The sequence below is a fragment of the Streptomyces sp. GC420 genome (assembly GCF_009916105.1).
Classification (GTDB): Bacteria; Actinomycetota; Actinomycetes; order Streptomycetales; family Streptomycetaceae; genus Streptomyces.
In genome coordinates this window covers 1-26,753 of the sequence record NZ_JAAAXQ010000065.1, presented here as the reverse complement: position 1 = coordinate 26,753, position 26,753 = coordinate 1, and the positions used below count along the sequence as shown (strand labels likewise).

28 protein-coding genes and 1 pseudogene are annotated in these 26,753 nt (G+C 70.4%); 13 read left to right on the top strand and 16 right to left on the bottom strand.

The window, feature by feature from the left end; translation table 11 throughout:
* Both GUY61_RS11220 and GUY61_RS11215 read right to left on the bottom strand, forming a co-directional pair.
* Positions 1-929 (bottom strand): serine/threonine-protein kinase (locus tag GUY61_RS11220; protein ID WP_166629953.1); only part of this gene is annotated, 929 nt, incomplete at its 3' end.
* Between the two features lie 22 nt (positions 930-951).
* Positions 952-1,200, bottom strand: coding sequence for a hypothetical protein (locus GUY61_RS11215; RefSeq protein ID WP_166629952.1), 249 nt, complete (start codon positions 1,198-1,200; stop codon positions 952-954).
* Between the two features lie 112 nt (positions 1,201-1,312).
* On the opposite strand from GUY61_RS11215, the gene GUY61_RS11210 reads away from it, so the two are divergent.
* Positions 1,313-1,579 (top strand): hypothetical protein, encoded by a 267-nt coding sequence (locus GUY61_RS11210; RefSeq protein ID WP_166629951.1) that lies wholly within the window; start codon positions 1,313-1,315, stop codon positions 1,577-1,579.
* Positions 1,576-2,010 carry a hypothetical protein gene (locus GUY61_RS11205; RefSeq protein WP_208105827.1) on the top strand — a complete coding sequence of 145 codons (435 nt, stop codon included), beginning with the start codon at positions 1,576-1,578 and terminating at the stop codon, positions 2,008-2,010. The genes GUY61_RS11210 and GUY61_RS11205 overlap by 4 nt, the downstream gene beginning before the upstream one ends.
* Positions 2,011-2,076: 66 nt before the next feature.
* On the opposite strand, the gene helR is transcribed toward GUY61_RS11205, so the two are convergent.
* From helR to GUY61_RS11190, 3 genes are all read right to left on the bottom strand, one after another.
* A complete protein-coding gene (gene helR / locus GUY61_RS11200) occupies positions 2,077-4,227 on the bottom strand; it encodes an RNA polymerase recycling motor ATPase HelR (RefSeq protein WP_166629950.1) in 2,151 nt (716 codons plus the stop codon).
* A 188-nt stretch (positions 4,228-4,415) separates the two neighbouring features.
* Entirely contained in the window at positions 4,416-5,651 is a 1,236-nt protein-coding gene (locus tag GUY61_RS11195) for a glycosyltransferase (protein WP_166629949.1), read from the bottom strand.
* 374 nt (positions 5,652-6,025) lie between these two features.
* Positions 6,026-6,292 carry a hypothetical protein gene (locus GUY61_RS11190; protein WP_166629948.1) on the bottom strand — a complete coding sequence of 89 codons (267 nt, stop codon included), beginning with the start codon at positions 6,290-6,292 and terminating at the stop codon, positions 6,026-6,028.
* 626 nt (positions 6,293-6,918) lie between these two features.
* On the opposite strand from GUY61_RS11190, the gene GUY61_RS11185 reads away from it, so the two are divergent.
* The 7 genes from GUY61_RS11185 to GUY61_RS11155 all read left to right on the top strand — a co-directional run bounded on the left by GUY61_RS11185 (position 6,919) and on the right by GUY61_RS11155 (position 13,667).
* A complete protein-coding gene (locus tag GUY61_RS11185; RefSeq protein WP_166629947.1) occupies positions 6,919-7,569 on the top strand; it encodes a DUF4232 domain-containing protein in 651 nt (216 codons plus the stop codon).
* A gap of 221 nt (positions 7,570-7,790) precedes the next feature.
* Positions 7,791-8,435, top strand: coding sequence for a CBS domain-containing protein (locus GUY61_RS11180; RefSeq protein WP_166629946.1), 645 nt, complete (start codon positions 7,791-7,793; stop codon positions 8,433-8,435).
* A gap of 178 nt (positions 8,436-8,613) precedes the next feature.
* A complete protein-coding gene (locus GUY61_RS11175) occupies positions 8,614-9,501 on the top strand; it encodes a prohibitin family protein (protein ID WP_166629945.1) in 888 nt (295 codons plus the stop codon).
* A gap of 504 nt (positions 9,502-10,005) precedes the next feature.
* Entirely contained in the window at positions 10,006-10,527 is a 522-nt protein-coding gene (locus tag GUY61_RS11170; RefSeq protein ID WP_166629944.1) for an ATP-binding protein, read from the top strand.
* 159 nt (positions 10,528-10,686) lie between these two features.
* Positions 10,687-10,863, top strand: a complete 177-nt coding sequence (locus GUY61_RS11165; RefSeq protein WP_166629943.1) for a hypothetical protein — start codon at positions 10,687-10,689, stop codon at positions 10,861-10,863.
* A 795-nt stretch (positions 10,864-11,658) separates the two neighbouring features.
* On the top strand, positions 11,659-12,144 hold the full coding sequence (locus tag GUY61_RS11160) for a carboxymuconolactone decarboxylase family protein (RefSeq protein WP_166629942.1): 486 nt from the start codon (positions 11,659-11,661) through the stop codon (positions 12,142-12,144).
* Positions 12,141-13,667: an MFS transporter gene (locus GUY61_RS11155; RefSeq protein ID WP_166629941.1), complete on the top strand. Its 1,527-nt coding sequence runs from the start codon at positions 12,141-12,143 to the stop codon at positions 13,665-13,667. The genes GUY61_RS11160 and GUY61_RS11155 overlap by 4 nt, the downstream gene beginning before the upstream one ends.
* A 127-nt stretch (positions 13,668-13,794) precedes the next feature.
* Here the strand turns inward: GUY61_RS11155 and GUY61_RS11150 are convergent, their stop codons facing one another.
* Together GUY61_RS11150 and GUY61_RS11145 are read right to left on the bottom strand one after the other, a co-directional pair.
* Complete coding sequence (locus GUY61_RS11150; RefSeq protein ID WP_166629940.1) at positions 13,795-15,243, bottom strand: PLP-dependent aminotransferase family protein; 1,449 nt, start codon at positions 15,241-15,243, stop codon at positions 13,795-13,797.
* A gap of 200 nt (positions 15,244-15,443) precedes the next feature.
* Positions 15,444-16,403: an SMP-30/gluconolactonase/LRE family protein gene (locus GUY61_RS11145; RefSeq protein WP_166629939.1), complete on the bottom strand. Its 960-nt coding sequence runs from the start codon at positions 16,401-16,403 to the stop codon at positions 15,444-15,446.
* A gap of 106 nt (positions 16,404-16,509) precedes the next feature.
* Between GUY61_RS11145 and GUY61_RS11140 the strand changes: the two genes are divergently transcribed.
* Positions 16,510-16,962 (top strand): Lrp/AsnC family transcriptional regulator, encoded by a 453-nt coding sequence (locus tag GUY61_RS11140; RefSeq protein WP_166629938.1) that lies wholly within the window; start codon positions 16,510-16,512, stop codon positions 16,960-16,962.
* 146 nt (positions 16,963-17,108) lie between these two features.
* Here the strand turns inward: GUY61_RS11140 and GUY61_RS11135 are convergent, their stop codons facing one another.
* Entirely contained in the window at positions 17,109-17,654 is a 546-nt protein-coding gene (locus GUY61_RS11135; RefSeq protein WP_166629937.1) for a hypothetical protein, read from the bottom strand.
* 146 nt (positions 17,655-17,800) lie between these two features.
* Between GUY61_RS11135 and GUY61_RS11130 the strand changes: the two genes are divergently transcribed.
* The gene (locus tag GUY61_RS11130) at positions 17,801-18,400 is read left to right on the top strand and encodes a DUF1989 domain-containing protein (protein ID WP_166629936.1); all 600 of its coding nucleotides are present in this window, start codon (positions 17,801-17,803) and stop codon (positions 18,398-18,400) included.
* A gap of 144 nt (positions 18,401-18,544) precedes the next feature.
* Here GUY61_RS11130 and GUY61_RS11125 read toward each other — a convergent pair whose 3' ends face one another.
* Together GUY61_RS11125 and GUY61_RS11120 are read right to left on the bottom strand one after the other, a co-directional pair.
* Positions 18,545-18,997: a PaaI family thioesterase gene (locus GUY61_RS11125; RefSeq protein ID WP_166629935.1), complete on the bottom strand. Its 453-nt coding sequence runs from the start codon at positions 18,995-18,997 to the stop codon at positions 18,545-18,547.
* A gap of 52 nt (positions 18,998-19,049) precedes the next feature.
* Positions 19,050-19,742, bottom strand: a complete 693-nt coding sequence (locus tag GUY61_RS11120) for a hypothetical protein (RefSeq protein WP_166629934.1) — start codon at positions 19,740-19,742, stop codon at positions 19,050-19,052.
* 475 nt (positions 19,743-20,217) lie between these two features.
* Here GUY61_RS11120 and GUY61_RS11115 point away from each other — a divergent pair, with 475 nt between their 5' ends.
* Positions 20,218-21,042, top strand: a complete 825-nt coding sequence (locus GUY61_RS11115) for an alpha/beta fold hydrolase (RefSeq protein ID WP_166629933.1) — start codon at positions 20,218-20,220, stop codon at positions 21,040-21,042.
* Positions 21,043-21,203: 161 nt separating this feature from the next.
* Here the strand turns inward: GUY61_RS11115 and GUY61_RS11110 are convergent, their stop codons facing one another.
* Entirely contained in the window at positions 21,204-21,752 is a 549-nt protein-coding gene (locus GUY61_RS11110; protein WP_166629932.1) for a DUF1203 domain-containing protein, read from the bottom strand.
* A 354-nt stretch (positions 21,753-22,106) separates the two neighbouring features.
* Positions 22,107-23,339, bottom strand: a complete 1,233-nt coding sequence (locus GUY61_RS11105) for an epoxide hydrolase family protein (RefSeq protein ID WP_166629931.1) — start codon at positions 23,337-23,339, stop codon at positions 22,107-22,109.
* A gap of 587 nt (positions 23,340-23,926) precedes the next feature.
* Between GUY61_RS11105 and GUY61_RS11100 the strand changes: the two genes are divergently transcribed.
* On the top strand, positions 23,927-24,502 hold the full coding sequence (locus GUY61_RS11100; protein ID WP_166629930.1) for a TetR/AcrR family transcriptional regulator: 576 nt from the start codon (positions 23,927-23,929) through the stop codon (positions 24,500-24,502).
* Positions 24,503-24,597: 95 nt separating this feature from the next.
* Here the strand turns inward: GUY61_RS11100 and GUY61_RS11095 are convergent.
* The 4 genes and pseudogenes from GUY61_RS11095 to GUY61_RS11080 form a co-directional block, all read right to left on the bottom strand.
* Positions 24,598-24,954, bottom strand: a pseudogene (locus GUY61_RS11095) (IS481 family transposase); the annotation flags it as partial.
* An 8-nt stretch (positions 24,955-24,962) separates the two neighbouring features.
* Positions 24,963-25,979 carry an NADPH:quinone oxidoreductase family protein gene (locus GUY61_RS11090; protein ID WP_166629928.1) on the bottom strand — a complete coding sequence of 339 codons (1,017 nt, stop codon included), beginning with the start codon at positions 25,977-25,979 and terminating at the stop codon, positions 24,963-24,965.
* A gap of 46 nt (positions 25,980-26,025) precedes the next feature.
* On the bottom strand, positions 26,026-26,391 hold the full coding sequence (locus GUY61_RS11085) for a MerR family transcriptional regulator (protein WP_166629927.1): 366 nt from the start codon (positions 26,389-26,391) through the stop codon (positions 26,026-26,028).
* Between the two features lie 105 nt (positions 26,392-26,496).
* Entirely contained in the window at positions 26,497-26,649 is a 153-nt protein-coding gene (locus GUY61_RS11080) for a hypothetical protein (protein ID WP_166629926.1), read from the bottom strand.
* Between the last annotated feature and the right edge of the window lie 104 nt (positions 26,650-26,753).

Here is a 26,753-nt window from a genome sequence, read left to right as displayed (position 1 = left end):
GCATCCTGGGGCACCGGGAAAGCCGGGGCACCGAATCCCGGTGGGCCTGCCGCCGGGGGCGCCGGCCGATAGGGCGAAGGGCTGCCGTGGCCCTCGATGATCTCTGCCAGCATACGGTCGACGGTCTCGGCGCTCGGCCGCGCCGCGGGGTCCCGCACCAGCAGACGCGTCAGCAGGTCTGTCAGGGGCCCGGCCTTGCTCGGGGGCGGCACCTGCTCCTGCAGCACGGCAGCCAGCGTGGCCAGGGTCGTTCCCCGGCGCAGCGGGTGGTGATTCTCGACGGCGACGTAGAGCATCATCGCCAGCGACCACAGGTCCGACTCCGGACCGCCACTGTCCCCCGAGACACGCTCCGGGGCCATGTAGTCCGGTGTGCCGATGAGTGACCCGGTGGCGGTCAGTGCGGTGGACTCGCGAACGGCGGCGATTCCGAAGTCCGTGAGCACGGGGCGGCCGTTGGTGCGCAGCAGGACGTTGGCGGGTTTGACGTCCCGGTGCTCGATACCCACGGCGTGCGCGGCGCGCAGCGCGGACAGTACCTCGCGGCCGGTCCGGGCTGCCTCCACGGGAGTCATCGGCCCCCGGCCGAGGCGGTCGGCCAGCGAACCGCCGTTCACCAGCTCCATCACGATCCACGGATAGGTACCCGGGCCGCCGTCGACGATGTGATGGATCGTCACGACGTTGGGGTGCTCGATCCTGGCCAGCGCCCGCGCCTCGCGCAGCACCCGTTCGCGCAGCAGGCGCGCGCCCTCCGGGTCGTACTCGGCCAGTCCGGCGTCCGGCGGACGCACCTCCTTGATGGCCACGCTGCGGTGCAGCACCAGATCCCTGGCCCGCCACACCGTTCCCATCCCGCCGCCTCCGAGCCGCACCTCCAGCTCGAAACGCCCGTCGACGATCTGTCTGCCGCTTTCCCCCTGACTCATGCGAAGAGCTTAAGACGTCGTCTCAGCGGGCGAGTCGGCGGTAGCCGATGAGGGCTGCGGCTGTGCCGGCGAACGCGAGGAAGTGTTCGGCCCTGTGTTCGTGGCGGCGGTGCAGGTGGTCGTAGTCGTAGACCCTGTCGGTATGGAGCTCGACCGGGCGGCGACGAAGATGATCGCCGGCCGGCGGCGTCGCATACGAGCGGGGAGCATACTGTCCCGACCAGTCGGCGATCCGCCGGCACGCTGCCCCTCCATCCGGTCGATCCGGCATACCGGAGACGGTAACGACCTTGCGAAAAGGGAGGCCCGATGACCACGTGTACCGCGGTGCTCGCCCCCACCGTGATCACCTGCGTCGGCCTTGCCGCCGGAACGGACGGCTCTTGAGCGCCCGTCGGTGGACCGTCGTGGGGTGGGCCGTGGTGTGCCTGGCCGGTATCGCCGCCGAGCCGGCTACGGACCCATCGGAGTCCCCCGCCGGGGAGCCGACGCCGACCGGCTCGTACGCCGTCGACTGTGAGGAGATCGCCGACGACGTCGAGCAGGCCCGCCTGCTCGACGACGCGAAAATGAGGGCCGCCGGCCATGCCGAATCCGACCGACCGCCGCGGCCCTCCACCACGGTGAGAAACGCCTCGCCGGAGGGCTGACAGCCGTGGCCGAGCGCCACCGCGCCGACCACGAGGTCCACCATGTCGCCACCGACCCCGCCCGGTGGTCAGGCGAACACGTCCGGCGCCTGACCGACGCCGCTCACGCCCACGGCCTCGACCTCAGCGCCGGCTGCTCTTCCGGTGCACCCTCCGCGGGTGTGCTGCCGACGCTCCGGGAGAAGGCCGCCGACGCGCCGGCCCACCGCCCCGAGCCCGGTCTGCTGCTCCTTCGCGACCTGCGGGAAATGCACTTGGACGCGACGAGCAACTCCCTCCACTGGGAGATGCTCGCCCAGGCCGCGCAAGCCACCAAGGACGACGGCCTCCTCGCCGCGGTCTCGGCGTGCCACCCGCAGACCTGGCGGCGGATGCGCTGGGCCAACGCCGTGATCAAGGTTCTCTCGCCCCAAGTCCTGACGAGTCTGTGAGCGGGGACGAGCGGGAACGAGGGGGCGGGGGGCCCACGGGCCCGGAGGCGTTCGTCCGCCCGGCCGTCAGGAGCTCGTGAGGACGACGAGTTGCTGGGTCGCCCGGGTCATCGCGACATAGCGGTCGACCGCTCCTTCGATGCCGCCCCTGCCGGACTTCTCCGGGTCGATGAGGACGACCAGGTCGAACTCGAGCCCCTTCGCCAGCTCCGGGGTCAGCGACCGGACGCGGGACGTCGTCCGGAACGTGGGATCGCCGATGACGCAGGCGATCCCGGCGGCGTGCGTGGCGAGCCAGGTGCCGACGACCGAGTTCAGATCCGAAGCGGACCCGCGTACGACGGGGATGCCGCTGCTGCGGACGGAGACCGGCACGTTGGCGTCCGGGAGCACGGCCCGGATGACCGGCTCGGCCTCCGCCATGACTTCTTCCGGGGTCCGGTAGTTGATGCTCAGGGAGGCCAGGCTGATCCGGTCGAGCCCGACCCGTTCGAGCCGTTCCTGCCACGACTCCGTGAACCCGTGCCTGGCCTGGGCACGGTCCCCGACGATGGTGAAGCTCCGGGACGGGCACCGGAGAAGCAGCATCTGCCACTCCGCGTCGGTCAGTTCCTGAGCCTCGTCCACGACGATGTGCGCGAACGGGCCGGCGAGCAGGTCCGGTTCGGCGGCGGACTGTGCGGTTTCGTCGACGAGGGTGTCCCGCAGGTCCTGTCCGCGCAGCATCGTCACCGCACCCTCACCGTCGTCATCGGCCTCGAGCAGGGCATCGACGACCGTGGCCATGCGCGCGCGTTCGGCGGCGACGGAGGCGCTGTGCCGACGCCGGCGTCGCGACGCCTCCGGGTCGCCGAGCCGCTGCCGTGCCGCGTCCAGGAGCGGCAGGTCGGACACCGTCCAGGCCTGGGCGTCCGCACGCTGCAGTTTCCGAACCTCGTCGGGGCTGAGCCAGGGGGCGCACATCCGCAGGTAGGCGGGCACCGACCACAGGTCTCCCACGAGGTCGGCCGCTTCGAGCAGCGGCCACGCGCGATTGAGGGTGCTGATCAGCTCGCTGTTCCGCAGCAGCGACGTCCGGAGCAGCTCGGGCGGGGCGCCGCTGTCGTCCTTGTCCGTCAGGATCGTGAGCAGCTCCTCCCGGATCTCGTCGCGCGCCTCGTTGTGCGGAGTACCGGGGGCCGCCGCTTCGAACGCCGCGGCCCAGTCGTCGGCGCTCAGCCAGATGTCCGACCAGTCGGTCGACACCGTCATCCCCTTGGCAGGCGGCTCCTCGTAGATACCGACGGCCGTCTCGATCGCCCTCACCAGGTCCGCGGACGACTTCAGACGGGCCACCTCCGGGTCGGCCTCGACCGCTGCCGCGGCTCCCTCGGCGACCAGGTCCCGCAGCGTGCAGGTCTGCACGCCCTCCTCTCCCAGGCTGGGGAGGACGTCGGCGACGTAGGCCAGGTAGGGCTGGTGAGGACCGACGAACAGCACACCGCCCCGGCGGTGACCGAGTCGGGGGTCGGAGTGGAGGAGGTAGGCGGAACGGTGCAGAGCCACGACGGTCTTCCCCGTGCCGGGACCGCCGTCGACGACGAGAGCGCCGCGGGATCCGGCGCGGATGATGGCGTCCTGGTCGGCCTGAATGGTGCCGAGCACGTCGCGCATCCGTGCCGACCTGTTGCCGCCCAGGCCGGCGATAAAGGCGGACTGGTCGTCGAGCGCGGCATGCCCGGCGAACCCGTCCTCGGTGAACACCTCGTCCCAGTAGTCGCTGATCCGGCCGTGGGTCCAGCGATACCTGCGGCGGCTGGCCAGCCCCATCGGGTTGGCGTGGGTGGCTCCGAAGAACGGCTCGGCCGCGGGGGAGCGCCAGTCGAGGAGCAGCCGGCGACCCGCGCTGTCCGTAAGACCGAGTCGTCCGACATACACCGGCTCGGGGCCGTCCACGCCAACCATGCGTCCGAGGCACAGATCAAGACCGAAGCGGCGCAGTGCGCGCAGGCGAGCGGTCAGCCGGTGAACCTCCATGTCCCGGTCCATCGCCTGCCGGCCCACGCCTCCGGGCGACCTGCGCTCGGCGGCGAGCCGGCCGGACAGTTCGGCGATCGCCTGCTCGAGGCTCTCCGCGATGGCCGCGAAATGCTGCTCGTCGCCCGCGATCAGCGTCGGGTCGGCCTTGGGGGAGAGGCGGTCGGGAAGATCAAACGCGCTGGTGGACAGCGGGTTCACGGCATTGGCTCCGATCTGGGGTCGCTTGCGACCATTGCGTGCGGCAGGGCGCCTTGAACGGCGTGAAGGACCGTGTGGCCGGCCATGACGGGCAACGCTCCGCCTGGTGGGGGCACCGTGCCCGTCTTCGGTTCAGGTCTCCGTGGTGTGCGGTTCTCGCGGTCCGGGGACCGGGTCCGCCCGGTGGTTCACGCGGACACGGGCGGCTTTCCCCGGCTGACCGCGTCGAGCAGGAGTTCCGCCGCGACCGTCGTCCCGTCGGTGCGGATCGTGCCGGCGACGGCCCTCGCCCGTGCCCGGGTCTCGGGGCTCAGGGCGGTGCCGAGCGCGGCCGAGAGGGACTCGGCGGTCGGCGCCGGACCGTCGTGTGCCGTGCCGATGCCCAGTTCGGCCACCCGGGCGGCCATGTACGGCTGGTCCGCGAACTGGGGTACCACCACCTGGGGCGCGCCGGCCCGGGCGGCCGTCGTCGTGGTGCCCGCGCCGCCGTGGTGCACGACGGCGGCCACCCGGCCGAACAGGGCCTGCTGGTTGACCTCGCCGACGGCGAAGCAGTCGTCCCGGTCGTCGATCAGGGCCAGGTCCGCCCATCCGCGGGCGACGAGTACGCGGCGGCCGTGAGCGCGGACCGCCCGGACGACCACCCGGGCGAGGTCCGGTGAGGTGTGCATGGCCATGCTGCCGAAGCCCACGTACACCGGCGGTGCGCCGGCGTCCAGGAACGCCTCCAGTTCTTCGGGGAGCGGGCGTTCGTCCGGCAGGATCCACGCCCCGGTCTGCACGAGGTCGAGCTCCGTCATGTCGCGCCACGGGACCAGGACCGGGTCTGCCGCCAGCAACGCCCGGTCGGTGAAGACGTGGTCGCGGACGTTGTCCACCGGGGGCATGCCGATCGCCGCCCGGTGCCTGTTGAGCGCCTCGCCGTACAACGCGTTCACGTTCTGGGCGTCCTCTTCCCAGAGCACCCTGTTGTCGGTCTCCTCCGGCGAGGACTGCCTGCCGGGCCGCGCACCCGGAGGGAAGTGCCGCGACGGCAGGGTGAGTTGCTGGAAGGTCACGGACACGGCGTGGACGCCCAGTCTCTCGGCCACCGACAGCGCGCCGGCCGCGGTCGGCAGCATGCCGGTCGCCACAAGCGCGTCACATCCCTCGGCCGCCGCGGTGACCACGTCCAACTGGGTGGCGATCAACTCGGCCGCGCGCCGGGGCAGGGATGACGGCGGCGGCGCCGCCTTCGTCAGCGCACGCGCCGACGGGCCGACCGGCACCAGCGGTACGCCGGTACCGGCCAACCGCTGCGCGAAGTCCTCGTCAGGCGGCGCGCACACCCGCACCCCCGCGCCGAGTTCCCGCAACCGCACCGCGAGCCCCACCAGCGGTTCGACGTCCCCACGCGACCCATACGTCGACAACAGAACACGCACTTCGTGAATCTCCGATCTCCGCAGGTCCTGGCCTCGGCCGACAATCCTGAGGCATCACCCGGGCCTTGCCGCAAGCCCCCCGGTGCGCTATACGTTGAGCATGGAGAGGAGTGGGTACTCCCCTCTCCCTCGATGCCCCGGGACCGGGACGGCACCTTCGAGTCAAAGACCGCGAGCCGAAGACCGTCTGACACGGCCCGGTGGTCCGGACGCGGGCCGTGGCGGCCGGCTTCGGCTCCGCCAACTCATCTGCAGCACGTGCGTATTGGGCGATGGCGCCGTCGTCGTCGCCGAGTTCGACCGTGGACGTCGTCGCCGGCACGGAACGAGGGGTTCACGCGGCGCGCCAAGCAAGGGCCGCACCGCAGCGACGGTCAGGCGTCGGGCGTCCCAGGTGAGCTTGGCCGCGTCGGCCGCCGCCGGGTTCCGCGGCGGGGCATCGGCACAGTCGGGCCGGTGAGGGCGGCCAGGTCGTCGGCAGGAATGCCCAGTACGGTCGTGAAGCCGGCCAGCAGGCCGGGGGTCAGTCCGGTGTGGCCGTGGCCCACCATCCCGTACGTGGACGCTGACCAGTACCGGCCGGTCAGGTGCAGGAACGTCCGGGCCGCACCCGTCCAGTCGAGGTTCCGGTTGCTGAGCATGCGTACGAGTACGCCGCCGAACCCCGGCCCGTACCGCTCGTACGTCCGCGGAGCCCGAACCGGCCGCGTGCGTTCTCCTGCGGCAATGACCGGACGAGCCGGCGCAGCCTGCGTCTGTCCTCGGGTGCCAGGCACACGGCGTCCCCCGCGAGGCGGGGCACCCTCCGTCCGGCCTCTGCGTCCAAGGGAGCCGGGTCGTCGGGCACCGCAGTCCCCGCGAGCACGAACACGTCTGCGGCGTGCAGATCGAGCGCGGGCGCGGGCCGCCGCAGCAGCCACGGGCCCGGCGCCACACCGTCCAACACCGCCCGGAGTTCAGGTCCGGGGCTCCCGGCACGCCGGGACAGGGCACCGATGCCCAGCTTCCGGTGCTCCGACAGCCGCGCCAACAGCACACCGAAGCCCGGACTTCCCGCCATCCGGCCGGCCTGGAACCCCGTCCTGGACAGTCCGCACACGGCCGCCGAGGCGGAGCGTCTGACGAGCCCCATCCGGACATGCGGCGGGTCGGCAACCGTGGTGGATTCGGCAAGACACCGTCACCAAACTGTGAAGCCTCCGCGGGACGCTTGTGCTCAGCCCAGCACACTTCGCGCCTCGCGCTTCTCAATCGGGGGAACACCACCATGAGCACCGTCCACAGAGCCTCCGTCCTCCTCGCCGCCGTATCCGCACTGGCCCTGACCGCCTGCGGGCCCACCGAAGACGACGCGGCGGGCGGAGCCGCGTTGCCGACCGCGAGCCCGACGAAGTCCGCGAAGCCGGGGAATCCGCCGAAGCCGTCGAAGCCGGGAAAGCCGTCGGCGTCCCCGGACTCGGGCTCGTCCGGCGGCGGGGACGGTTCGTCGACCGACCCCGACTACGACGTCTTTCCGTGCAGCACGTACGACGTGACGTTCACCGCGACCCTGGCGGAGCCCACGACCAGCAGCTACCTGCTGAAGATCACCAACAAGGGCGGCAAGGCGTGCAAGCCACTGGGCCATCCGGTCGTGACCTTCGGCGATCTGGACGGGCAGGCCACGGAGCGGGGCGAGGCCCACACCATCGAGGAGGCGATCAGGCTCGAACCGGGCGAGTCGGCCTACGCCGGACTCATGGGCGGCGCCAACGACGGCAAGGGCAGGACCGTCGACTCGATCTCCATGACCATGAACACCGAGTCCGATCTCGAGCAGACACCGCTCAAGGCGCCGACTCCCGGCCTGTACGTCTCGCCCGACAGCAACTCCGTGACCGCGTGGGTGGGCAACGCTGAGGACGCGCTCAGCCTGTAGGGCGCCTCGGCGCCGAGGTTGATCACGGCCGCACACCTGGTCATAGGCCCATCGGCCTTCCCGACGGGCTGACCGTCACTGGTAGCCGGAGCGCTACGGTGCTGTCATGGGATGGAGGGACGGTGTGCGGCCGGCACGGCCGTGACGGCCGGCGCACCGCGCGCTGCCCCCTCGGGCGGCCCGCACAAGGCCGCCGTCGCACAGCGGAGGAGGCCGAAGCCATGCTGCAGCGCCGCACGGTCGGTGACGTGATGACCGAGGAGGTCGTCACACTCCGCCCAAGCACACCGTTCCACGACGTCGCCGCCTTGCTGGATGCGAACGACATCGCCGCGGCCCCCGTCATCGACGGCGAGGGTGTTCCCGTCGGTGTCGTGTCAGCGTCCGACGTGCTGCGGCACGAGACCGGCATGCCGGATCCACGAGGGCGGGACGGTGATGACGAACGTGCCTGGGGGAAGGCGCGCGCCCGGACCGCCGGCGACCTCATGAGCAGCCCTGTCTTCACCGCCCGAGCCGACTGGACCATTGCGCGGGCCGCGCGTGAACTCCGCGGGCGGCACGTCAAGCAGTTGCCGGTGGTCGGCGATCACGGGCTCCTCATCGGTATCGTCAGCCGCAGCGACCTTCTCGACACGTTCGTCCGCTCGGACGCCGAAATCCGCGGCGAGGTCGAGCAGGAAGTTCTGGGGCGCATCCTCGCCCTGGGCGCGGGTACCGTCGCGGTCGAGGTCAGGGCCGGGACCGTCATCCTGCGGGGGCAAGTCCCCGAGGCGCGTCTCGTTCCGGTGATCGTGGGGCTCTGCCAGGGCGTCGAGGGCGTAGGAGCCGTGGAGGCCCGTCTCAGCGCCGCCCGCGCGGGCTGACAGCTCCGTGCCGGGCCGCCGGGCACGCGTGCCTGCCCGGTCGCGGCGGAGGGCGGACGCACCGCGCCGGCCCGGCTGCGGGCCGCCCCCGCGATCATCCCGCTTCGTTGATGTCGTACCCTCCAGTGACCAGCGGCGCCGGGGGAGGTGCCGCGCAGGGTTTCTCAGGGGGGCCACCGTGCTCGTGCTGTCCTGTCTGCTCGTCCTCGCCGCCGTGGTGATGTATTTCGTCGCCCGTGCCCGCAGCTCGTCCCAGCTTCGGCTGGGCGCCGTCGCCGCGCTGATCGGGGGTGTGTTCTTCGGCGTGGCCAGCAGTGTGTACGTCGTCAGCGCCTACGAGGTCGGCGTGCCGGTGCTGTTCGGCAAGGTGGGCACGCCGATGACGTCCGGAATGCATCTCAAGGCACCCTTCACCGATGTCACGTCGTTCTCGACCCGGCCGGTCGATCTCAACCTCTCCGACAAGGACGTCGTCGAGGTGCGGTCCTCCCAGGGGGGCGTCATGTACGCGGAGCTGACCGTGAAGTGGGCGGTCACCCCTGCCAAGGCGGTGGAGCTGTACCGGCTGGCAGGGAGCGAGGACGCCATTCAGCAACGGCTGGTCTACCCCGACAGCCGGGAGATCGTCCGGAACGTCTTCGCCCGCTACACCAGCGAGGAGGGCTACACCTCGGCCCGAGAGAAGATCAACGCGGAGATCGGCAGGTTGGTCAAGGAGCGACTCGCGCCCCGCGGCATCGACGTCACCGCCGTCAACCTGCGCAACGTCAAGCCTTCGGATTCCCTCCAGGAACAGATCGATCGCAAGATCCAGCAGAAGGAAGCCACCGAGCGGGCCGTCGAGGCGAGCCGCACGGCGGAGGAGGAGGCCAAGCGCCGCAAGATCGAGGCCGAGGGCATCGCCCGGGCCAACAAGATCCTCAACGACTCGCTGACCGACAAGGTTCTGATGAACCAGTGCATCGAGGCGTACAAGGAGGCGGCCAAGGAGAACCCGGTCTACGCGGTGCCCTGCGGTTCGGGCGACGGCGCACCCGTGATCGTGGACGGCAGCGGCCGGAACTGATTCCTCCTACCGCAGCGCCGGCGGCTGTGCCCGGCCCGCACAGCCGCCACCGCGCGAGTCGAACCGACGGCCGCTCCCGACCCGGCCGGTGGGACGTCTTCGCCGCGCCGTCGACGGCCCCCTAGCCCGTCCCGGCCCTCTGCCGCGCCGAGCCGGGACCGCCAGGATTCCGTGGTCGCTCGGGCGCCGGCCTCCGGCAGGCGTCACGCGCTCGCTGTACGGCGCACGGTCCCGCTTCGGTTCGCGCGCCGGCCCGTCGTCCCGGTGGGACGCCAGCCATCCGGGCGGGGTGTCGGCACGCAGCCCGACCCGCTCGTCTTCCGCCCGGGCCGCCGACCACATGGCGGCGGGACGTCCTGACCGGGGCCTCTGCCTCGCTCACCACCGCGACCGGTGAGAGAGAGCACCGTCACCGGTTGAGGCCACTGCCGCGCGTGGTTCCATGGAATGAACGCCGAGGCGTCTCAGGACACGTAGCCAAGGTCAGGAGGAGGTGCCGTCGCGATGACACCGGACAGGGGTCTTGACGTGGCAGTGCTCGTCGGTCTGCAGGCCTCCGGAAAGTCCACCTTCTACCGGGAGCACTTGTCCCGCGGCTACGCGCTGGTCAGCAAGGACCTCTTTCCCCGCGGCGCCCGGAGGAAGCAGCAGCGCCAGACGCGCCTGATGTGCGAGGCGCTGAGCGCCGGGCGGTCCGTGGCGGTAGACAACACCAACCCGTCGCCGGACGAATGGCGCCCGCTGGTGGCCTTGGGCCGCGCCCACCGTGCGACCGTGACGGCCTACTGGTTCGCCCCTGACCTCACCGGTTCGCTGCGGCGCAACGGACGGCGGGAGGGACGGGACCGGGTCCCGGAGGTCGGGATCCTCGCCGCGTACAAGCGGCTGCGCAAACCGTCGCTCTCCGACGGATTCGACACGGTGGTGCAGGTCCGTTTCGACGGCCGCGGCGGATTCCGGTTCGGGCCCGCCATGCCCGTCGTGGCTGAAGGTTCGGGACGGTTGGAGAGGTCGCGCCCCGGCTGAAAGGTTCTGTTTCCCGCCGGCCGCGAAGGTTCGTCCGCGCAATTCACCGCGTGCCCGGCATGCGGGTGTTGGTCGAGCCGGGTTCACGGGACCTACCTGTGATTCCCGTGGATGTGCCGAGTGCCGGACGAGCGTTGTCTCCGGCTGAGGGACCGCCTGTTGGTCTCCGTCAACTCGGAGTGCGTGCGCCACGCCTTCGTCGAGCAGGTCCCCGGAGGGACCCGACTGGGGCCGGCTCGGCAGCTCGCCATGTCCTGGACCGGCCGGTCCGACCTGATGCCGCTGACGAGGAAGAGCGCGCGTCCTTCCCATCCGCACGCCGAGCGGCCGTCGTGACAGCCGTGCAGCGCCTGTTTCCCGCCGCTGCGGTCTTGGCAGAGCAGCACGATTCGCCGGACGGACCCTGGGGCAGCCGTCGGTCTCGCCTTGGTGCGCCGGGCGGCGCCTGCCCGGCCTTCGTACTCGGCTCGGGCTCGGAAGCGACCACCGAGAACGAGCTGGAGGCGGGACGGGGCCGACCGGATTCGAACCGGCGTCCTCCCACATGCGGTGAAGGCGCGACAACCACTGCGCTACGGGCCCATCCCGCTCGCGATGATACGGGCCACCTGCACTCTGCCACTTTCGATTTTGCAGAGGCGACGACGGATCAGTTGATCGGGTTCACCCTTCATGAAGGGCCGAGCTGACCATGACGTCAGAAGGTGTGCTGGGACGGCCAAGACCACCGCAACTGCCCGGCCTGCTCCCAAGCGAGGCTCCCTGCCGCGCCCCCTTCGGGGCCGTCGTCCTCCCGACGAGGCGGATGAGGACGCTCTCCTGGCCGCCGCACGGGCCGGCCCACCTGCGGCCGGTCCGCACGCGGCCGGTCCGCACGCGGCCGGTCCGCACGCGCTGTTCGACGTGGTCCGTTCCCCACCCGCCGGGTCCGGGAGCTGGTGAGGGGCCGTCAAGAGCCCGGACGCGAGGGTGCCGGCCTTGGCCCTCGGGCGGCGCGCCGCGTACTCACAGCACGTGGACCGGCCAAGGAACGGCCCTGCCTCGGTACCGTCGGCAGCCGGGAATTGACCCGCGATCCGGACACCGGAATGAACTCTGTCCGGGGTCTTTCACGGCCATAACGTTGTGGCCATGACGAACGAGAACACCACCACCGACAGCATCCGCATCGACTTCGCCAAGACGGCGCCCAAGGCGTTCAAGGCCCTGATCGCCTTCGACGCGGCGGCCCGCGAGGGCCTGGACCCGGCGCTCGTCGAACTGGTCCAGATCCGTTCCTCGCAGCTCAACGGCTGCGCGTACTGCCTGCACATGCACACCTCCGACGCCCGTAGGGCGGGGGAGAGCGAGGAGCGGCTGCACATGATCTCCGTGTGGCGGGAAGCGCGGAACTTCTTCACGGAGCAGGAGCAGGCGGCACTCGAACTCGCCGAAGCGGTCACCCTCGTCTCCGACGGCGGATTGCCCGACGCGGTCTACCGCCGCGCAGCCGCCCACTTCGCCGACGGTGAACTGGCCCACCTGCTCGCACTGATCTTCACCATCAACACCTGGAACCGCGTTGCCCTGAGCACGGCGAAGGTGCCGGGCACCGACCAGCGGGGGGCCCACCGATGAGCACCGGTACGCCGCCGGACCATCCCGGCACCTCGCCCGGCCGTCCCGGGGGCCCGGCCCGCGGACCGGGGCCGGCCCTGGTGCTCCTCGCCTTCGCCCAACTGGTCATATCCGTCGACTACAACATCGTCTACGTCGCGCTGCCGCAGATCGGCTCCGCGCTCGGTTTCACCGCACAGAGCCTGCAATGGGTGGTCAGCGCGTACGCGGTGGCTTTCGGCGGCGCCCTGCTGCTGGGCGGCCGGGCCTGTGACCTCTACGGGCCCCGCCGCATGTTCGTCCTCGGTCTGAGCCTTTACGCCGCATCGTCCCTCGCGGGCGGCCTGGCCACCGGGCCCGGACTGCTGATCGCGGCCCGGGCGGTCCAGGGAATCGGCGGCGCCTTCCTCTTCCCCGCCACGCTGACCCTGGTCGCCACCCTCTTCGCCGAGGGCCGGGAACGGAACCGCGCCTACTCCGTGTGGGGCGCCGCCGGCGGCAGCGGGCTGATCGTCGGAGCATTGCTCGGCGGGGTGCTCACCCAGTTCTTCGGCTGGCGTGCCGTCCTTTTCGTCAACGTCCCGTCGGCCACCGCCGCGGCGGTGGCGGCCTTCCGGCTCGTCACGCCCGATCCGGTGCGCACCGTGGCCCGCCGGATCGATCTGCCCGGGGCACTGACCTCCACCGCCGGGGTCACCGCCCTGGTCCTCGCCCTCGTCCAGGGGCCCGACGCCGGCTGGACCTCACCCACCGTGGCGACGGCGGCGGTTCTCGGTCTCCTCCTGACGGGCACCTTCCTGGCCGTCGAGCGGCACAGCGCCGACCCGCTCATGCCTTTGCGGCTCCTCCGGTGTCCCGGACTCGGCGTCGGCATGGCTGTCACGTTCCTCTACATGGCGACCATCGGGACCGGCGCCTACTTCCTGACCGTCTACTTCCAGGACGTCCTCGGCTACGACGCGTTGCGCACCGGCCTGGCCTACTTGGTGCCCATGTTCGCCCTCACCGCCGGCTCGCTGATCGGCGGGCGCGCCGTCACCCGCTGGGGCACGCGCACGACCATGACCGTCAGTCTGCTCCTCGGCGCCGCGGGAACCGCCCTGACGGCGGCGACGATGTCCGTCGGAGGTGCGTACACCGCCCTGGTGCCCGGCTTCCTCGTCCTCGGGCTCGGCCAGGGTGCCGGATACACGGTGATGTTCGGGGCGGCAGCCGCCGGCGCCGCGCCGCGGGAGCGGGGCATCGCCTCCGGGATGGCCTCGACCACCCAGCAGGTCGGTGGTGCCATCGGGCTCGCCGTACTCGTCGGCATCGCCAACTCGGCTGCCGACGGCGAGGTCTCGGCGGCGGCCGGCGTGACGGGAGTGCGTGCCGCGCTGTTCGTGGCAGCCGCGGGGACCGCGCTCACCGCGCTGGTGGCGCTCCGCTTCCCGCGCGGGGCCGGGACCCGCACCCGCACCGAGCCGGTGGCGGAATCCGCGTCGGTGCCCAGGCTTGCGGCAGATCCCGTTCAGGAGGCGGGCGGGGATGTGCCGGTCCGCTGACCGAAGTCACCGCCGTGAGGGACAGCCGCCCACTCCCGGGGAGACGGAACGCGATTCCGACTGCCCCTTGCCTCCCGAGCCGCGGGCAGGGTCCGGTTCACCGAACCGGGCCCTGCCCGCGCAGCCGTCAGTCCCCGTCGGGCGGAGGAGGCAGAATCCGGCAGAGGGCGTCCAGCGCCGCCCCGAAAGCGTGGTCGGGAGGTGCGGCGTAGCCGACGACCAGGCCGTCGTGGGCGGGCATGGTGGCGGCCGGGTGCCGGAAGTCGGCGAGCCCGTCCACGGCGATACGCTGCCAGGCCGCCGCCTTGGTCACCGACCGTTCGCTGCCGGGCGGCAGGCCCAGCACAGCATGAAGCCCGGCGGCGATGCCCGTTGGGGCGATGTGCGGTGCCCGGCGGGCGAGGATTGCGACGAGACGGTTCCTGCGGTCCCGGTAGCGTTGCCGGGTCCGGCGGACGTGGCGGTCGTAGTGGCCCGACTCGATGAAATCGGCGAGTGTCAACTGGTCCGTGACGCCGGCCCACGCCTCGCGCTCGCCCTTGACCCGCAGCACGGGCTCCACCAGGTGGTCCGGCAGCACCATCCACCCCAGCCGCAGCGCGGGGGAGAGGCTCTTGCTGAGCGAACCCAGGTACACGACACGCTGCGGATCGAGCCCCTGGACGGCGCCCACCGGCTCCCGGTCGTAGCGGAACTCCCCGTCGTAGTCGTCCTCCAGGAGCACGCCCCCGCACCCGCGCGCCCAGTCCACCGCGGCCGCCCGCCGCTCGGGGTGGAGCGGTCCTCCCGTGGGGAACTGGTGGGCGGGGGTGAGCAGCGCCGCCCGTACGCCCTTCAGCGCGGACAGCTCCGTGGTGCGCGCCCCGTGCTCGTCCAGCGTCAGAGGCACGGTCCGCACGTGCGCGGCCTCCAGGACCGACCGGTGGAACGGCAGTCCGTAGGACTCCACGGCCAGCGGGCCGCGCAGCACCTTCCCGCCGAAGAGCAGCCGCAGGGCGTGCCCGGCACCGGAGCACACGACGATCGTCTCGGCGCTGGTGCGCACGCCTCGCGCGCGTGACAGGTACCCGGCCAGGGCATGTCGCAGCTCGGGCCGTCCGCGGGGATCACCGGGCCCGAACGCCTCGTTGGGCGCCGCGTTCAGTGCCCGCCGCGCGGCAGCGAGCCAGGCCGTACGGGGGAAGGAGGCGGTATCCGGCAGTCCTTGCCGCAGGTCGTGGGCGGGCGGGTCCGGACGAACCGGCGTCGGCTTGGGCACGCGCGGGGAAGCGGCCGGCTTCGCCCTGGGCGCCACCCGCGTTCCCGACCCCTGGCGGGCGACCAGCCAGCCCTCGGCGACGAGTTCGGCGTACGTCTCGGCGACGGTGTTGCGCGCCAGCCCGAGGTCGGCGGCGAGCGACCGGTAAGGAGGGAGCCGGGTGCCCGGTGCCAGCCGTCCGTCCCTTATCGCCTCGCGCAGCGCGCGACCGAGCACGGCACGGCGGCTGCCGCCTACTGCCATGTCGGGATTCAGGTCCAGGTCCAGGTGCAGGTCGCTGCCGATACGCTCGGCCGGATCGACCCATGAATCAGCCATGAAAATGCACCCTATATGTGGTCTTTCGAAGGTATGGCGTGGCGGCCGTAAGGAACGGGGGGCCGGGGTGACGCCGACCGTCGACGAACCGGGGGAGCAGGGCTTCGCAGGCAAGGCGCCGGACCTGGGCCATGGGCGGCGCAACAAGGTGACCCTCACCAGGGGCGGTGCCCCGCAGTCGCAGCGCACGGACCGGAAGTTCACCGGGCCTCCGAATCCAGCCAGGGCCGGTGCCCCGGTCCGGTCGGGTGTGTGCCCGTGACGCCCATGACCACCGAGTAGAGGCTGGTCTCCGCGGCGATGAAGAGACGGTTGCGCTTGGCGCCGCCCCAGGAGATGTTGGCGACCGACTCGGGGACGTTGAGCCGCCCGATCAGGGTGCCGTCGGGGTCGTAGCAGTGCACTCCGTCGTCCATCGCGGCGGCCCAGAGCCGGCCGGCGTCGTCGAGGCGGAGGTTGTCGAAGCGGGCCTTCTCACGGGCTCCGGCGTCGGCGAAGACCTCGCCGTCGGACAGCGTGCCGTCCTCGCGTACGTCGAAGACCCGGATACGGCCGGCCCGGGTGTCGGAGACGAACAGTCGCCGCTCGTCGTGCGAGAACACCAGGCCGTTCGGTGCGCCGAAGCAGTCGGCGACCAGCCGCACCTCGCCGGTGGCGGGATCGATGCGGTAGACGTTGTTGGAGCCGATCTCGCTGGGGGCGCGATAGCCCTCGTAGTCGCTGGTGATGCCGAAGTCCGGGTCCGAGAACCAGATCGAGCCGTCGGACTTCACCGCCGCGTCGTTGGGGCTGTTCAGGCGCTTGCCCTGCCATCGGTCGGCCAGCACGGTGATGGTGCCGTCGTGTTCGGTCCGGGTCACCCGGCGGTTGCCCTGTTCGCAGGTGACCAATCGGCCCTGGCGGTCGAGAGTGTTGCCGTTGGTGTGCCCGGCACCGCGGCGGAAGACACTGACCGCGCCGGTCTCTTCGTCCCAGCGCAGCATCCGGTCGTTGGGTATGTCGCTCCAGATCACCTGCCGCCAGGCCGGCAGGTAGACCGGACCCTCGGCCCAGCGGCAGCCGGTGTACAGGACCTCCAGCCCTTCGTCACCGTTCATGCACCGCCCGGTACGGAACCGGTCGTCGAGCATCTCGTACAGCGCGGGGCGCTCGTCGGACATACGGGGCCTTTCCTTCCACGATGCCGTGTGCCATACATGGTTTGGCGTACGGTGAAGAATGCAGTATGAAATCCTGTGGATGCAAGAAAGTATCGAACGGAGAGCTGTGGATCACATTGATCGCGCACTGCTGGCGCGTCTTCAGCAGGACGCCGGCCAGTCCTACGCGGCGCTGGGACACGCCGTCGGTCTCTCCGCCGGCGCCGCTCATGAGCGCGTGCGGAAGCTGCGGGAACGCGGCGTCATCCGACGCACCATGGCCGAGGTGGACCCGGAGGCGGTGGGAAGCGGCGTCCTGGCCTACGTGATGGTCGAGTCGACCTCGTGGATGGGTGATTCGGCGACGGAGTTCGCCGCGCTCCCCGAGATTCTGGAGGCGCACATCATCGCCGGCAGTGCCTCGGTGCTGTTGAAGGTCAGGACCGCGACCACCGGACAGTTGCAGGACGTGTTGCGCCGGATCTACGCCATCGACGGGGTCAGCGGGACACAGGCCACGGTGGTGCTGGAGACCTTCTTCGAGCGGCCGGTCTCCCCGCGGCTCGGGGACCATGGGTGATCTCGTGGTCTCGTACGGCGCCCATGCCCCGCCCTTCTCGGTCATCGCCGCACCGACGCGCACCAGCCCCCGCGCGCCGCTCGGACTCCGGCGGGCGAGGACACGTGACGCCGGATCACGTTCACGATCCGGCGCCAGAACATGATTCAGCCGGCTGCCTCGCGTTCGGCGCGCCGGGCGATGGCCCGCAGCACGTCGAGGCGGATCAGCCTGCTGCCGAGGAACACCATCGGCCAGTAGACCATGAACAGCCGCCGCGCCTTGGCGCTGGTGGCGTGAACCCGGGTCTCGGTGGAAAACCGGGTACCCGCGCCGTCCGGAGTGATCCGGAGGCACATCGCGGCCTTCGCCCAGCCAGGCTCGTCGAAGGCGTGGAACTGCCACGGGTCCGCTTCGCCGCGCAGGGCATCGGGCGAGCTGCGCTTCCAGAACTTGCCGACCGTGCCGAACACGACCTCCTGGCCCTCCACCGTGGACAGGAGCGGGACGGGTATCGCACCGTCCAGCAGGCGGCCCGACATGGCCGGGTTCTTGCCGTGCCTCAGGGCCATCAGCGGTCCGAAGACCGCCAGATCCTTGGTCGTGGCGTTCATCGCGGCCTGCCACACCGCGTTCGGTGGGGCGTCGACCCGGCGACTGCACTGCGTACGCAGGTCGAAGACCGGGACCAGCGTGTTCAGCGTCCATTCCATTGCGGCCATCCTTTCCCTTCGGCCCGCCGTCCTCGGCGGAGTCCGTGGTCAGTGCGAAGAACTGCGAAACGCGGCGCCGGGCGACCGCAGGGTGTTGTGCGGAGCCTCGGCGGCGTCAGGACGAAAACCCGAGGAAGGGCAGAATCGTGCGCGAAGAACTGCACCGAATACCAGCCGGCAGCGCCGTGGCGAAACATGTTCCATCCGGTCTTTCGGTGAAAGTGGTCAACACGTCCGGGTCGCAAGTGGTGGATTGCTGGGCCTTCTCATCGAGCGATGTGAAGGAATTCATGTCCATGGAGCACACGCGTGTCGAGACCGAGCGGGTGAGCCCAGCAGTTGGCGACAGCCTGTACAGCAACAGGAGGAGGCCCGTCCTCACCGTTCTCCAGGACACGTCACCGGGAATCCATGACACCACTCTGGCGGCATGCGATGTGTACAGGTACGAACGGCTCGGTGCCACCGGATACCATGCGAATTGCACGGACAACCTCATCGCGGCGATGCGTGACCAGGGCATCAGGCTTGATTCGGTTCCGTGCCCGTTCAACCTGTGGGAGAACGCGGCTGTGGCGCCGGACCGCCGTCAGGTCATCGCTCCACCGGTCAGCAGACCCGGCGATCTCATTGTCCTGAGAGCCGAGTTGGATCTGATCGTCGTGCTCTCCGCATGCCCGCAGGACATGGCGCCGACCAACGGCCCCGATGCCACACCTCAGGACGTGCATTTCGCCATCCTGTGATCACTCCCTGCCCCGGAGCGGTGCTCGGACGCGGCGATCGGCACCGCTGCGCGGGCTTCTGCCGTCCGGCTGCGTCCAGCCGGACGACCCGACCCTGGTGCCGGCGGACGAGCCGGTGCGCCGGGCCGTCGCAGGGCAACCGCATCAGCGCAGGCCCGGTCGTTCCCTGCTGGCGAGTGGCGGCCCGGGCTGCCTGGTCAGGACGGTTCCCTGCGCGACCGCGCAGAGCGTGTCCGGCTCGTCGCCGTCGACCACGACCAGGTCGCACCGGCAGACGGCCTGGCGGCGACCGGCGTGGACGACGGTGGCGCGCGCCAGAAGTGCCCGGCCCATAGCGGGGCGCAGGTAGCTGACGGACAGGCCGCTGGTGAGAACGGCCGGCCCCAGGGCACTGCCGGCGGCGAAAGTGATCGCGTTGTCGGCGGCGTAGGAGAGCACGCCGCCGTGCAGGTGACCGTCGTGCTGCAGGAGCTCGTCGCGGATGGGGATCTCGAGTGTCGCCGTGCCGGTCTCGAACGTGGTGAGTCGCGCTCCGATCAGGCGGCTGAACGGCTGGGAGGTCAGCACGCTTTCGGCCAGCTGGAAGTCGATGTTCATGGTATGCCTCGCAGGTTGTCGTTGACTTGTGGACCGGTGCCGCACGGCCGTATCAGTGGTTGTGGTAGCCGGTGTCGGCGAAGGCGGCGAGCAGCGGGACCATGACGGCCGCCATGGCCGCGGTCAGACCGATGACCAGGCCCCGGTGCCGCCCGCCGGTCAGTGTGCTGAGGGTCCAGGGGCCGGCGATCCAGAACAGCTGTGCGGTGAAGAGCCCGGGGTAGTACCCGCCGGCCATGATTGACCAGCAGGTGTGCGCGATCGCGTTGCCGATGGCCCCGTACATGAGGAAGAAGAGGACGGGGACGAGCATGAATCCCAGCCGCTTGGTGAACGCCAGTACCGAGGCGGCGGCGAAGACGGCGTAGGCGCTCATGTTGAAGACGACGAACAGGTCCGAGTCGTACGGCCGGCCCCCGTAGAGGAGCGCGAAGTCGGTCGGGAACCCGGCAACGTACTCCTCCGCGAAATGCACGAACTGGATGGACAGCGCCAGCACGTACACCGGCAGGAACGCCGCGGTCTCGGGCAGCTCCTGGCGGCTGCGGTAGAGGTACACCAGGGCCAGCCAGGCGAAGGCCGCGCCCGGGAGGAAGGTGACGAGCAGAGACGCTCCGGAGCTCAGCCAGGTGAAGGTGGTGCACAGCACGATGACGATCACCGTACCGACGGCGACGTCGCGCTCCTTCAGTCTCCAGGGGGCAGCGGCGTGGCCAACTGGTACGGCAGTGAGGTTGCCGGTCACGGTTTGGCGGCCCTTCCGGTGCGGTTCGGGTGAGGCGGAGCGCCGGCTGGTCGTCGGCCCACCGTCGGCAGGTGCCGATGCCGGCGGCTCCGGATCGACCCGACGGCAGCGGCCGGGCCGTCGATGCCGCCCCCGGCCACGTTCGCGGTGCGCCTGCTCGCGCCGGCGCCGCGTTCTGCTTCGCCCATGCCACCCTCCTCTACATTTGTAGTAGACCTTGGATACTCTACATGTGTAGAGGAGGTGGCGTGCTGGAGACAAAGTGTGACCGAGGCCACGGCCGGCCGGCGGCGCGCGGGCTTGTGGCACGTTCGACCACCGAGCCCGGCCGCTGCACGCCCGTACCTGGCGGGCGCCCGCGAAACGGGCGAGGAAGTGCTCAGCCTTGCGCTGGCAGCGGCGGTTCCCCGCAAGCCGGTGACAGCTGCTGCCGCCGGCCCGAACTCGTTTCAGGGATTTCACAGAAGGGTGGCGCATGCCCGGCGTTGAGCTCACCGCAGGAACCATTGAGTACGAGGACACCGGAGGCGACGGTCCGGTTGTGGTCCTCGTGCACGGACTGGGAATGGACGGCTCGTTCTATCGCAATGTGATTCCTGAGCTGCGTGACCGCTGCCGCGTCATCGTGCCCGTGCTGCCGCTGGGTGGCCACTGCACACCCATGCGGCCGAATGCCGACCTGTCGCCGCGCGGCCTCGGGCGGCTGCAGGCGGAGTTCCTGGACGCCCTGGACCTGAGAAAGGTGACACTGGTCGGCAACGACTCGGGGCTGTTCTTGTTCGCCGCCGCGCTGCGGCCCGAGCGCATCGCACGGCTGGTGGTCTCGTCCTGCGAGCTGTTCGAGAACTTCCCGCCCGGCCTGCCGGGCAAGTCCATTGTGCTGGCCGCCAAGGTGCCGGGCGGCCTGTGGCTCGTGGCGCAGGGCCTGCGCCTGCGCTTCGTCCGGCGGCAGCCCACGGCGCTCGGGCTGATGAGCCTGCGGCCGGTCCCGGGCGAGATCACCGACCGCTGGTTCCGCGGGCTGGCCACTCGCCGCGAGATCCGCCGCGACCTGGCCGCGTATCTGCGCTCGGCACGGCGCGGCGACATGATGGCGGCGGTCGAGGGGCTGCGTGGACTCGACCGGCCGGTGCTCGTGTTGTGGGGTGCTCAGGACCGGGTGATGCCGCTCGCGCACGGGCGGCGTCTGGCGGAACTGCTGCCGCACGCACGGCTGGTGGAGATTGAGGACAGCGGTACCCTCATCCCGGAGGACCAGCCGGTCGCGTTCGCCCGTGCCGTCGCCGCATTCCTCGACTGAGCCGGGCGCACCGCGTCAGCGGCGGGGTGCGCCCGGCGGGCGGTCCACAGGACGGCGCGCGGAGTACTGCGCCGAGCGAGCCGGTCCGCCACGTCCGGCGGCCGCAGGCCGGCCGCCCTTCCCCTCCGGGGGCGCAGGCAGCGTGCTCATCGACGATCGCGTCAGCCGCCGCGGGACCGAGGCCCATTGCCGCGCCCGGTGCGGAGGCCGGCCGGTGCGACCGTGCCCTGTCCGGCGCGAGTGATGGTGAACATGTAGCAGCCCCAGGCGACGTTGCGGCTGTGAACCTGCATCACGCCGCGCTCGGCGAGCACTTCAGCGATCGCTGCCTCCGGATCCTGGCCGTCGTGCACGGCCGTCGCGTCGTGGATCCAGCCGCGTGCGTCGTATGCCCGCAGCACCTGCGGACGTCCGCGCCAGTCCGGGGGATAGGTGCTGACTTCGCCAGGTCCGGCGCAGGGCCCAGCATGTGCGAGCACGGCACCGACCTCACGGTAGGGGCTGGCCGGGAGTGGAGGCTGGTAACCGAAGAGCAGCAGGTCTTCACCGGGCCCGGCGTTGCGCAGACAGCACCGGAGGGGCTCGCCACCCTCGGCGGTGATGTGTTCCGCACGACTGCCGAACGCGTCGACTCCGCGGGCTCGCACACCCTCCAGTACCCCGGCGGGCAGCGCATGGACGCGGAAGGCGATCGTCGATGTCGTAGTCATGCACCGAGACTCCCGGCTCGCCACTGGTCGCGCCGGCGGATATCGGACGTCACGTTCAATACAGAACGCCCACCCCGCCCAAGACGGCAAAGGCTCTGACGTGTCCTGGACGGTCGGCCGCCCACAGCATGTCCGGCCAGTGAGTGAGGGGGACTGACCGCGGCGGGGAGTCGCGGGCCGACGGCAGGCGCCGTGGTGTGCGGGGGACGCGTGGTCCTGGCATTCCCGGTCGTGGCCAGGTCACGAGCGCCCCGCCAGGGCTACTACAGGCGTCGCTTGCCACAACAGCCCTGCGATGCAAGCCGGTTACCCGGCCAATTCGCCGGTGGGGGACCTGCCCCGCCGACGGGTGGCTCAGCGTCGTCCGCGGAAGGTGCGCCGCAGGTCGTCGACCCAGCGGTCGGGGATCTCCCACGGAATGAAATGGCCGCCGCTCTCGTGGGCGGTGAGGTTGACGTGGTTGTACCAGGCGGCGCGGTCGCCGGCGAGCCAGTTCTCGATCCGCTGCTCGGTGGTGGTGACGCCGGGTGGGTTCTCGTAGCCGACGAAGGTGATGCCGGTGGGGGCCTCGACGACCGGCCGGCGGTCGTGGGAGGGAGCCCAGGGATACCGGTTGGCATTGGCGTAGTAGCGCATCGAGGTTCCGATGGCGTTGTTCACCCAGAAGATCATGGTGTGGGTGAGGAGGTCGTCCTTGGAGAAGACGTTCTCCACGTCGCCGTGGTTGTCGCTCCAGGCGGCCCAGCGCTCCAGGATCCATGCGAGCAGGCCGACCGGTGAGTCGGTGAGCCCGTAGGCGAGGGTGCTGGGGGCGAGAACATGGGCGGCCAGGTGGACGGCGAAGCGCCGCTCAAGGGAGACCAGTTGCCGGTGCGCGGGCTCGGGCAGTCCCCCGGGAATCGGCCGGCCGCCGCTGACGTCCCAGGCCCGGTCTCCGCTGAAGAGGGTGAGCTTCTGGCCGGAGCCGATGTGGATGCCGTGCAGTTCGCCGGCGTACTTGTGGCCGAGCTGGCCGGTGACCAGGGCGCCGATGTCGCATCCGCCGGCGGCGTACTTCCGGTGACCGAGAACGCCGGTCATCAACGTGTGCCAGAGATCGGCGACCTTCCAGAAGTTCAGGTCGGGGTGGTCCGGCAGCGGGGTGGAGAAGCCGAAGCCGGGCAGGGACGGGACGATGACGTCGAAAGCGCCGGCCGGATCGCCGCCGAAGGCGGCGGGATCGGCGAGCGGGTCGACAACCTTCGACCAGTGCCAGAAGGTCCACGGCCAGCCGTGCGTGAGGATGAGCGGCGTGGGCCGGGGCCCGACACCGGGCCTGCGCATGAAGTGGACCGGAACGCCCTGGACGTTCACCCGGTAGTGCTCGTACGCATTGATCGCGGCTTCGGCCCTGCGCCAGTCGTAGTGGTGGAGCCAGTAGTCGGCGAGTTCCTGCAGATAGCCGCGGCTCACACCGTAGTACCAGTCGTCGTTCCCCGCGTCGTCGGGCCACCGCGTGAGCCGCAGTCGCGCCTTGAGGTCGTCCAGCACGGCGTCGGGGACGTGAATGGGCACCGGTTCCAGCGGGAAACGCGCTGTGGCCGCCATGAGGTTTCTCCCGGGACATGAGTAGTGGCCGCGCTGCGGTCAGCGCCCGATGTCCATGAGCGCGTCCGCCCGTGCCCGCGCGGGCATGCCATGAGTGCCACGATTTCACAGTCCCCGTTCCGTAGCGGCACAGATCGGCCAGCGCTGGTCGCTGCTGACGCCTCTCAGTCGTTCTGGTCACCTGGGCGAGTCGGCCCATCCCGGTCGGGCCGGCTCCCTCGTTCCGTGGACACTCGCAGCGGTGCTGGTGAGAGGCCGGGGTCCTCAGGAGCGCCGCCCGCCGGGCTCAGGTCGTTACCGTCCGCCCTGGGACCGCTCGCCCGGACGCGCACCATGCTGCTGCGTGGCGAACCTGCGTGCACTTGAGGACCACCGTGACCCGACTCCGTGCCGAAACGACCCGACCGCCGGCACGGTCCTTCCCTGTCACCGTCAAGCCGACCCGGCCGTACGGCAGTAGTTCTCGCAGATGCGGAGCTCTGAAGTGCCTACCTCGACTCCTCTGGATTTGTGATGCCCTACGGGGACTCTATGCTTGTAGAGGGAAGTGTCGTCCATGCGGAGAGAGGGGGACTGTGACCGGAGTCATGACGCGGCGGGAGCGACTGACGGATGCGGCGATCAGTGCCCTGGCGCAGGCCGGTCTGCGCGGGCTGACGCACCGCGCGGTCGACGAGATCGCCGGCGTGCCGACGGGGTCGTGCTCGTACTACTTCCGTACGCGCCAAGCACTCCTACAAGCGGCGGTCGAGCGGCTGGCCGAGCTCGACGGCCTCGAGCTCGCTGAGCGTCCCACGCTCACCGCACCCACGGACATCACCCAGATCGCTGATGCTGTCGCCGGCCTGATCGAGCACTGGGTCACCGCCGGACGCGAGCGCATGCTGGCTCGCTACGAACTCTCCCTCGAGGCGACCCGGCGGCCCGAACTCCACGCCGTCCTCGTCGCTGCGGGCAAACGCCATCAGGACCTGGCCGCGAGCATGCTCGGCGCAGTCGGGGCACCCGATCCCGCTGGGCAGGCACCGGTCTTCGTGGCCCTCCTGGACGGGCTCGTCTTCTCCCATCTCGCGGGCGCGGGCGGCCTGCAGCTGAGCCCCGACAAACTTCGCGGGACACTACTTCGGCTTCTGCACACCATGACTCAGCCGCCGCAGCCCTAGTTGTATGAGGCCAGGACGTTGGTTACGCCTGCGCGTAGTCGCCAGGCCGACGGTTGGCCTCCTGCTGCACCGTGGGGTCGGTGGTAGTTCTGGGGGCTTCCACGTCCGTGGACTCGCCAGCCACCGCCGTCTGGGATCCGGCCGGCTTTCTTCACATCGATGTGGACCATGTGGCCGGGACGGCGAGCGGTGATCTTCCGCGGTTTCCGGTTCGTGTCGCCGCTGGGTTCGATGAACCGCCGCCGGCTCAGTCCGAGGGCGAGCAGATGCCGCGATACGGTGCGGCGACTGAGCGAGATCCCCTCGGCGTGGAGTTCAAATGCGATCCGGGACGCCGACCACTTCTCGGCTCGGCGGAGTGCCTCAGCTACGTGGGCGATCGGGCGGTTCTGGCAGCGTTGGACGAGGCGTAACCGCCCCTCGGGGGAGAGCGGAGCATTGCGGTGAGTCACAGGCGTTCCTAGCGCCAGGGATCGAGGGCGTGCTTGCCGCGGGTCTGACCGGCTTCGAGTTGCCGCAGCACTGCCGATCCCTCGGCCAGGGGATGAACCTGGGGGGTGCCGGGCGGGTATACGCCTTGGGCGATGAGTGCCTCGATCTCGACGAGCAACGACTGGTAGAGAGACGGGGCTGCGCCCGCCAGCGCACCGATGTGCAGGCCCTTGACTTGGACCTGGTGAGTGAAGACCAGGTCGTGCGTGGTCAGAGCGGCGTCGCCGGAAGCGGCACCGAACACGACGACACGTCCTGTGAAGGGTTTGGTGACCGACAGGCTCACCCTGAACGTGGCCCGTCCCACCGATTCCAGGACCAGGTCGACACCGCCGGTCAGGCGGGTGATCTCCTCGGCCAGATCTGGGTGTGAGCTGTCCAGAACTTCGTCGGCGCCAAGCGCTCTGACGGTGTCGTGCTTGGTCGGTGACGCTGTGGCGATCACGCGCGCACCGTAGTGGCGTGCGAGGCGGACGGCAGCCTGCCCCACGCCTCCGGCCGCGGCGTGAACGAGCACCACCTCACCAGTCTTGATCTCGCCCAGCGGCTTCAGTGCCGCCAAGGCGGTGGCCCAGTTCAGCACCAGGCCGAGGGCCTCGGCGTCGCTCCAACCGGAAGGCACGGAGAGTACACCTGCGGCCGGCATCGTCATGTATTGCGCGAAGGCGCCCGGGCCGACTCCGACGACGTGGGTGCCGAGCTGAAGCGGGCTCCGGACGTCCGGGCCGACGCCCACGATCTCGCCGGCGGCTTCGAAGCCCGCCACGTAGGGCGCCTGCGGGCCTCCTCCGTAAGTGCCATGGGTCTGCATGACGTCAGCGAAGTTGACCCCGGCGGCGCCCACACGGATCAGGTACTCGCCGGGCCCCGGGGCAGGGCGGCGCCGATCGGTCGTGAGGGTCAGGTCCTTCGGTCCCCGGCGCGACCGCTGGACCAGCGCTCGTACCGTGTGCTCAGCGCTGTGCTGCTGCTCGCTGATTTCCATGCACGAAACGTAGGAGTCTCACACTTACGTCAAGGTCAAGTGGCAGTCATAGGCCAGTGCGACGGGCCTCTCGTAGGTAGGCATCGAGTGCCGCCTGCTGATCGCTGAGAACGGCGATACGTGCAGCGAGCCGATCGCGATAGCTCTGCACCTCGTGCAGGAACTCCGCGCGCACCACATCCGTGCCAACATCGGGTCCGTCAGCGAGGCTGGGCAGAACCTCCCTGATCAACCGCACGGGCAGCCCTGATTCCAGCAGCGAGCGGATGACGAGCACCCGGTCGATAGTGGACTGGCAGTAGTCGCGGAACCCATTGCTGCAACGACCGGGGACGATCAAGCCCTCATCCTCGTAGTGCCGCAACGATCGCGAGCTCACGCCGCTGACTCTGGAAGCTTCGCTGATCTTCATACCTGGAGGCAACGTCCAGGCGCACCGCGATCTTCCAGCACTCATCCCTACGACGAACTGAAAACCTGCTCAGGCGTCAACAACCTCGTGTCCCGCAACACCTAGCTAGTCACGCACCGCGGTTTCGGTGGGGTCGAAGTCCTTGGTGATCTGGTCGGCCGAGCGGTCGCCATGTCGGCACAGCTCGACGATCTCGGCCTTGAACTCCGGCGTGAGCGAGTGGCGAGGGTGAGGCTTCTTCTTCTCCATGCTCTCCATGATGGGCATCGTCCTGGGGTCGAACCCCTGATCTGGGATGTCCGCCAAAGCGGATCAAGCCCAGGGGCAGGTGGTGAGGGTCAGGTGGTGGGGGGGTGTGTGGG

Coding starts and splice junctions, on each gene's coding strand:
- GUY61_RS11215 (WP_166629952.1), bottom strand. CDS start 1,200: ATGCCGGATCGACCGGATGGAGGGGCAGCGTGCCGGCGGATCGCCGAC.
- GUY61_RS11190 (WP_166629948.1), bottom strand. CDS start 6,292: ATGCTCAGCAACCGGAACCTCGACTGGACGGGTGCGGCCCGGACGTTC.
- GUY61_RS11185 (WP_166629947.1), top strand. CDS start 6,919: ATGAGCACCGTCCACAGAGCCTCCGTCCTCCTCGCCGCCGTATCCGCA.
- GUY61_RS11180 (WP_166629946.1), top strand. CDS start 7,791: ATGCTGCAGCGCCGCACGGTCGGTGACGTGATGACCGAGGAGGTCGTC.
- GUY61_RS11170 (WP_166629944.1), top strand. CDS start 10,006: ATGACACCGGACAGGGGTCTTGACGTGGCAGTGCTCGTCGGTCTGCAG.
- GUY61_RS11160 (WP_166629942.1), top strand. CDS start 11,659: ATGACGAACGAGAACACCACCACCGACAGCATCCGCATCGACTTCGCC.
- GUY61_RS11155 (WP_166629941.1), top strand. CDS start 12,141: ATGAGCACCGGTACGCCGCCGGACCATCCCGGCACCTCGCCCGGCCGT.
- GUY61_RS11150 (WP_166629940.1), bottom strand. CDS start 15,243: ATGGCTGATTCATGGGTCGATCCGGCCGAGCGTATCGGCAGCGACCTG.
- GUY61_RS11145 (WP_166629939.1), bottom strand. CDS start 16,403: ATGTCCGACGAGCGCCCCGCGCTGTACGAGATGCTCGACGACCGGTTC.
- GUY61_RS11135 (WP_166629937.1), bottom strand. CDS start 17,654: ATGGAATGGACGCTGAACACGCTGGTCCCGGTCTTCGACCTGCGTACG.
- GUY61_RS11125 (WP_166629935.1), bottom strand. CDS start 18,997: ATGAACATCGACTTCCAGCTGGCCGAAAGCGTGCTGACCTCCCAGCCG.
- GUY61_RS11115 (WP_166629933.1), top strand. CDS start 20,218: ATGCCCGGCGTTGAGCTCACCGCAGGAACCATTGAGTACGAGGACACC.
- GUY61_RS11110 (WP_166629932.1), bottom strand. CDS start 21,752: ATGACTACGACATCGACGATCGCCTTCCGCGTCCATGCGCTGCCCGCC.
- GUY61_RS11105 (WP_166629931.1), bottom strand. CDS start 23,339: ATGGCGGCCACAGCGCGTTTCCCGCTGGAACCGGTGCCCATTCACGTC.
- GUY61_RS11100 (WP_166629930.1), top strand. CDS start 23,927: ATGACGCGGCGGGAGCGACTGACGGATGCGGCGATCAGTGCCCTGGCG.
- GUY61_RS11090 (WP_166629928.1), bottom strand. CDS start 25,979: ATGGAAATCAGCGAGCAGCAGCACAGCGCTGAGCACACGGTACGAGCG.
- GUY61_RS11085 (WP_166629927.1), bottom strand. CDS start 26,391: ATGAAGATCAGCGAAGCTTCCAGAGTCAGCGGCGTGAGCTCGCGATCG.
- GUY61_RS11080 (WP_166629926.1), bottom strand. CDS start 26,649: ATGGAGAGCATGGAGAAGAAGAAGCCTCACCCTCGCCACTCGCTCACG.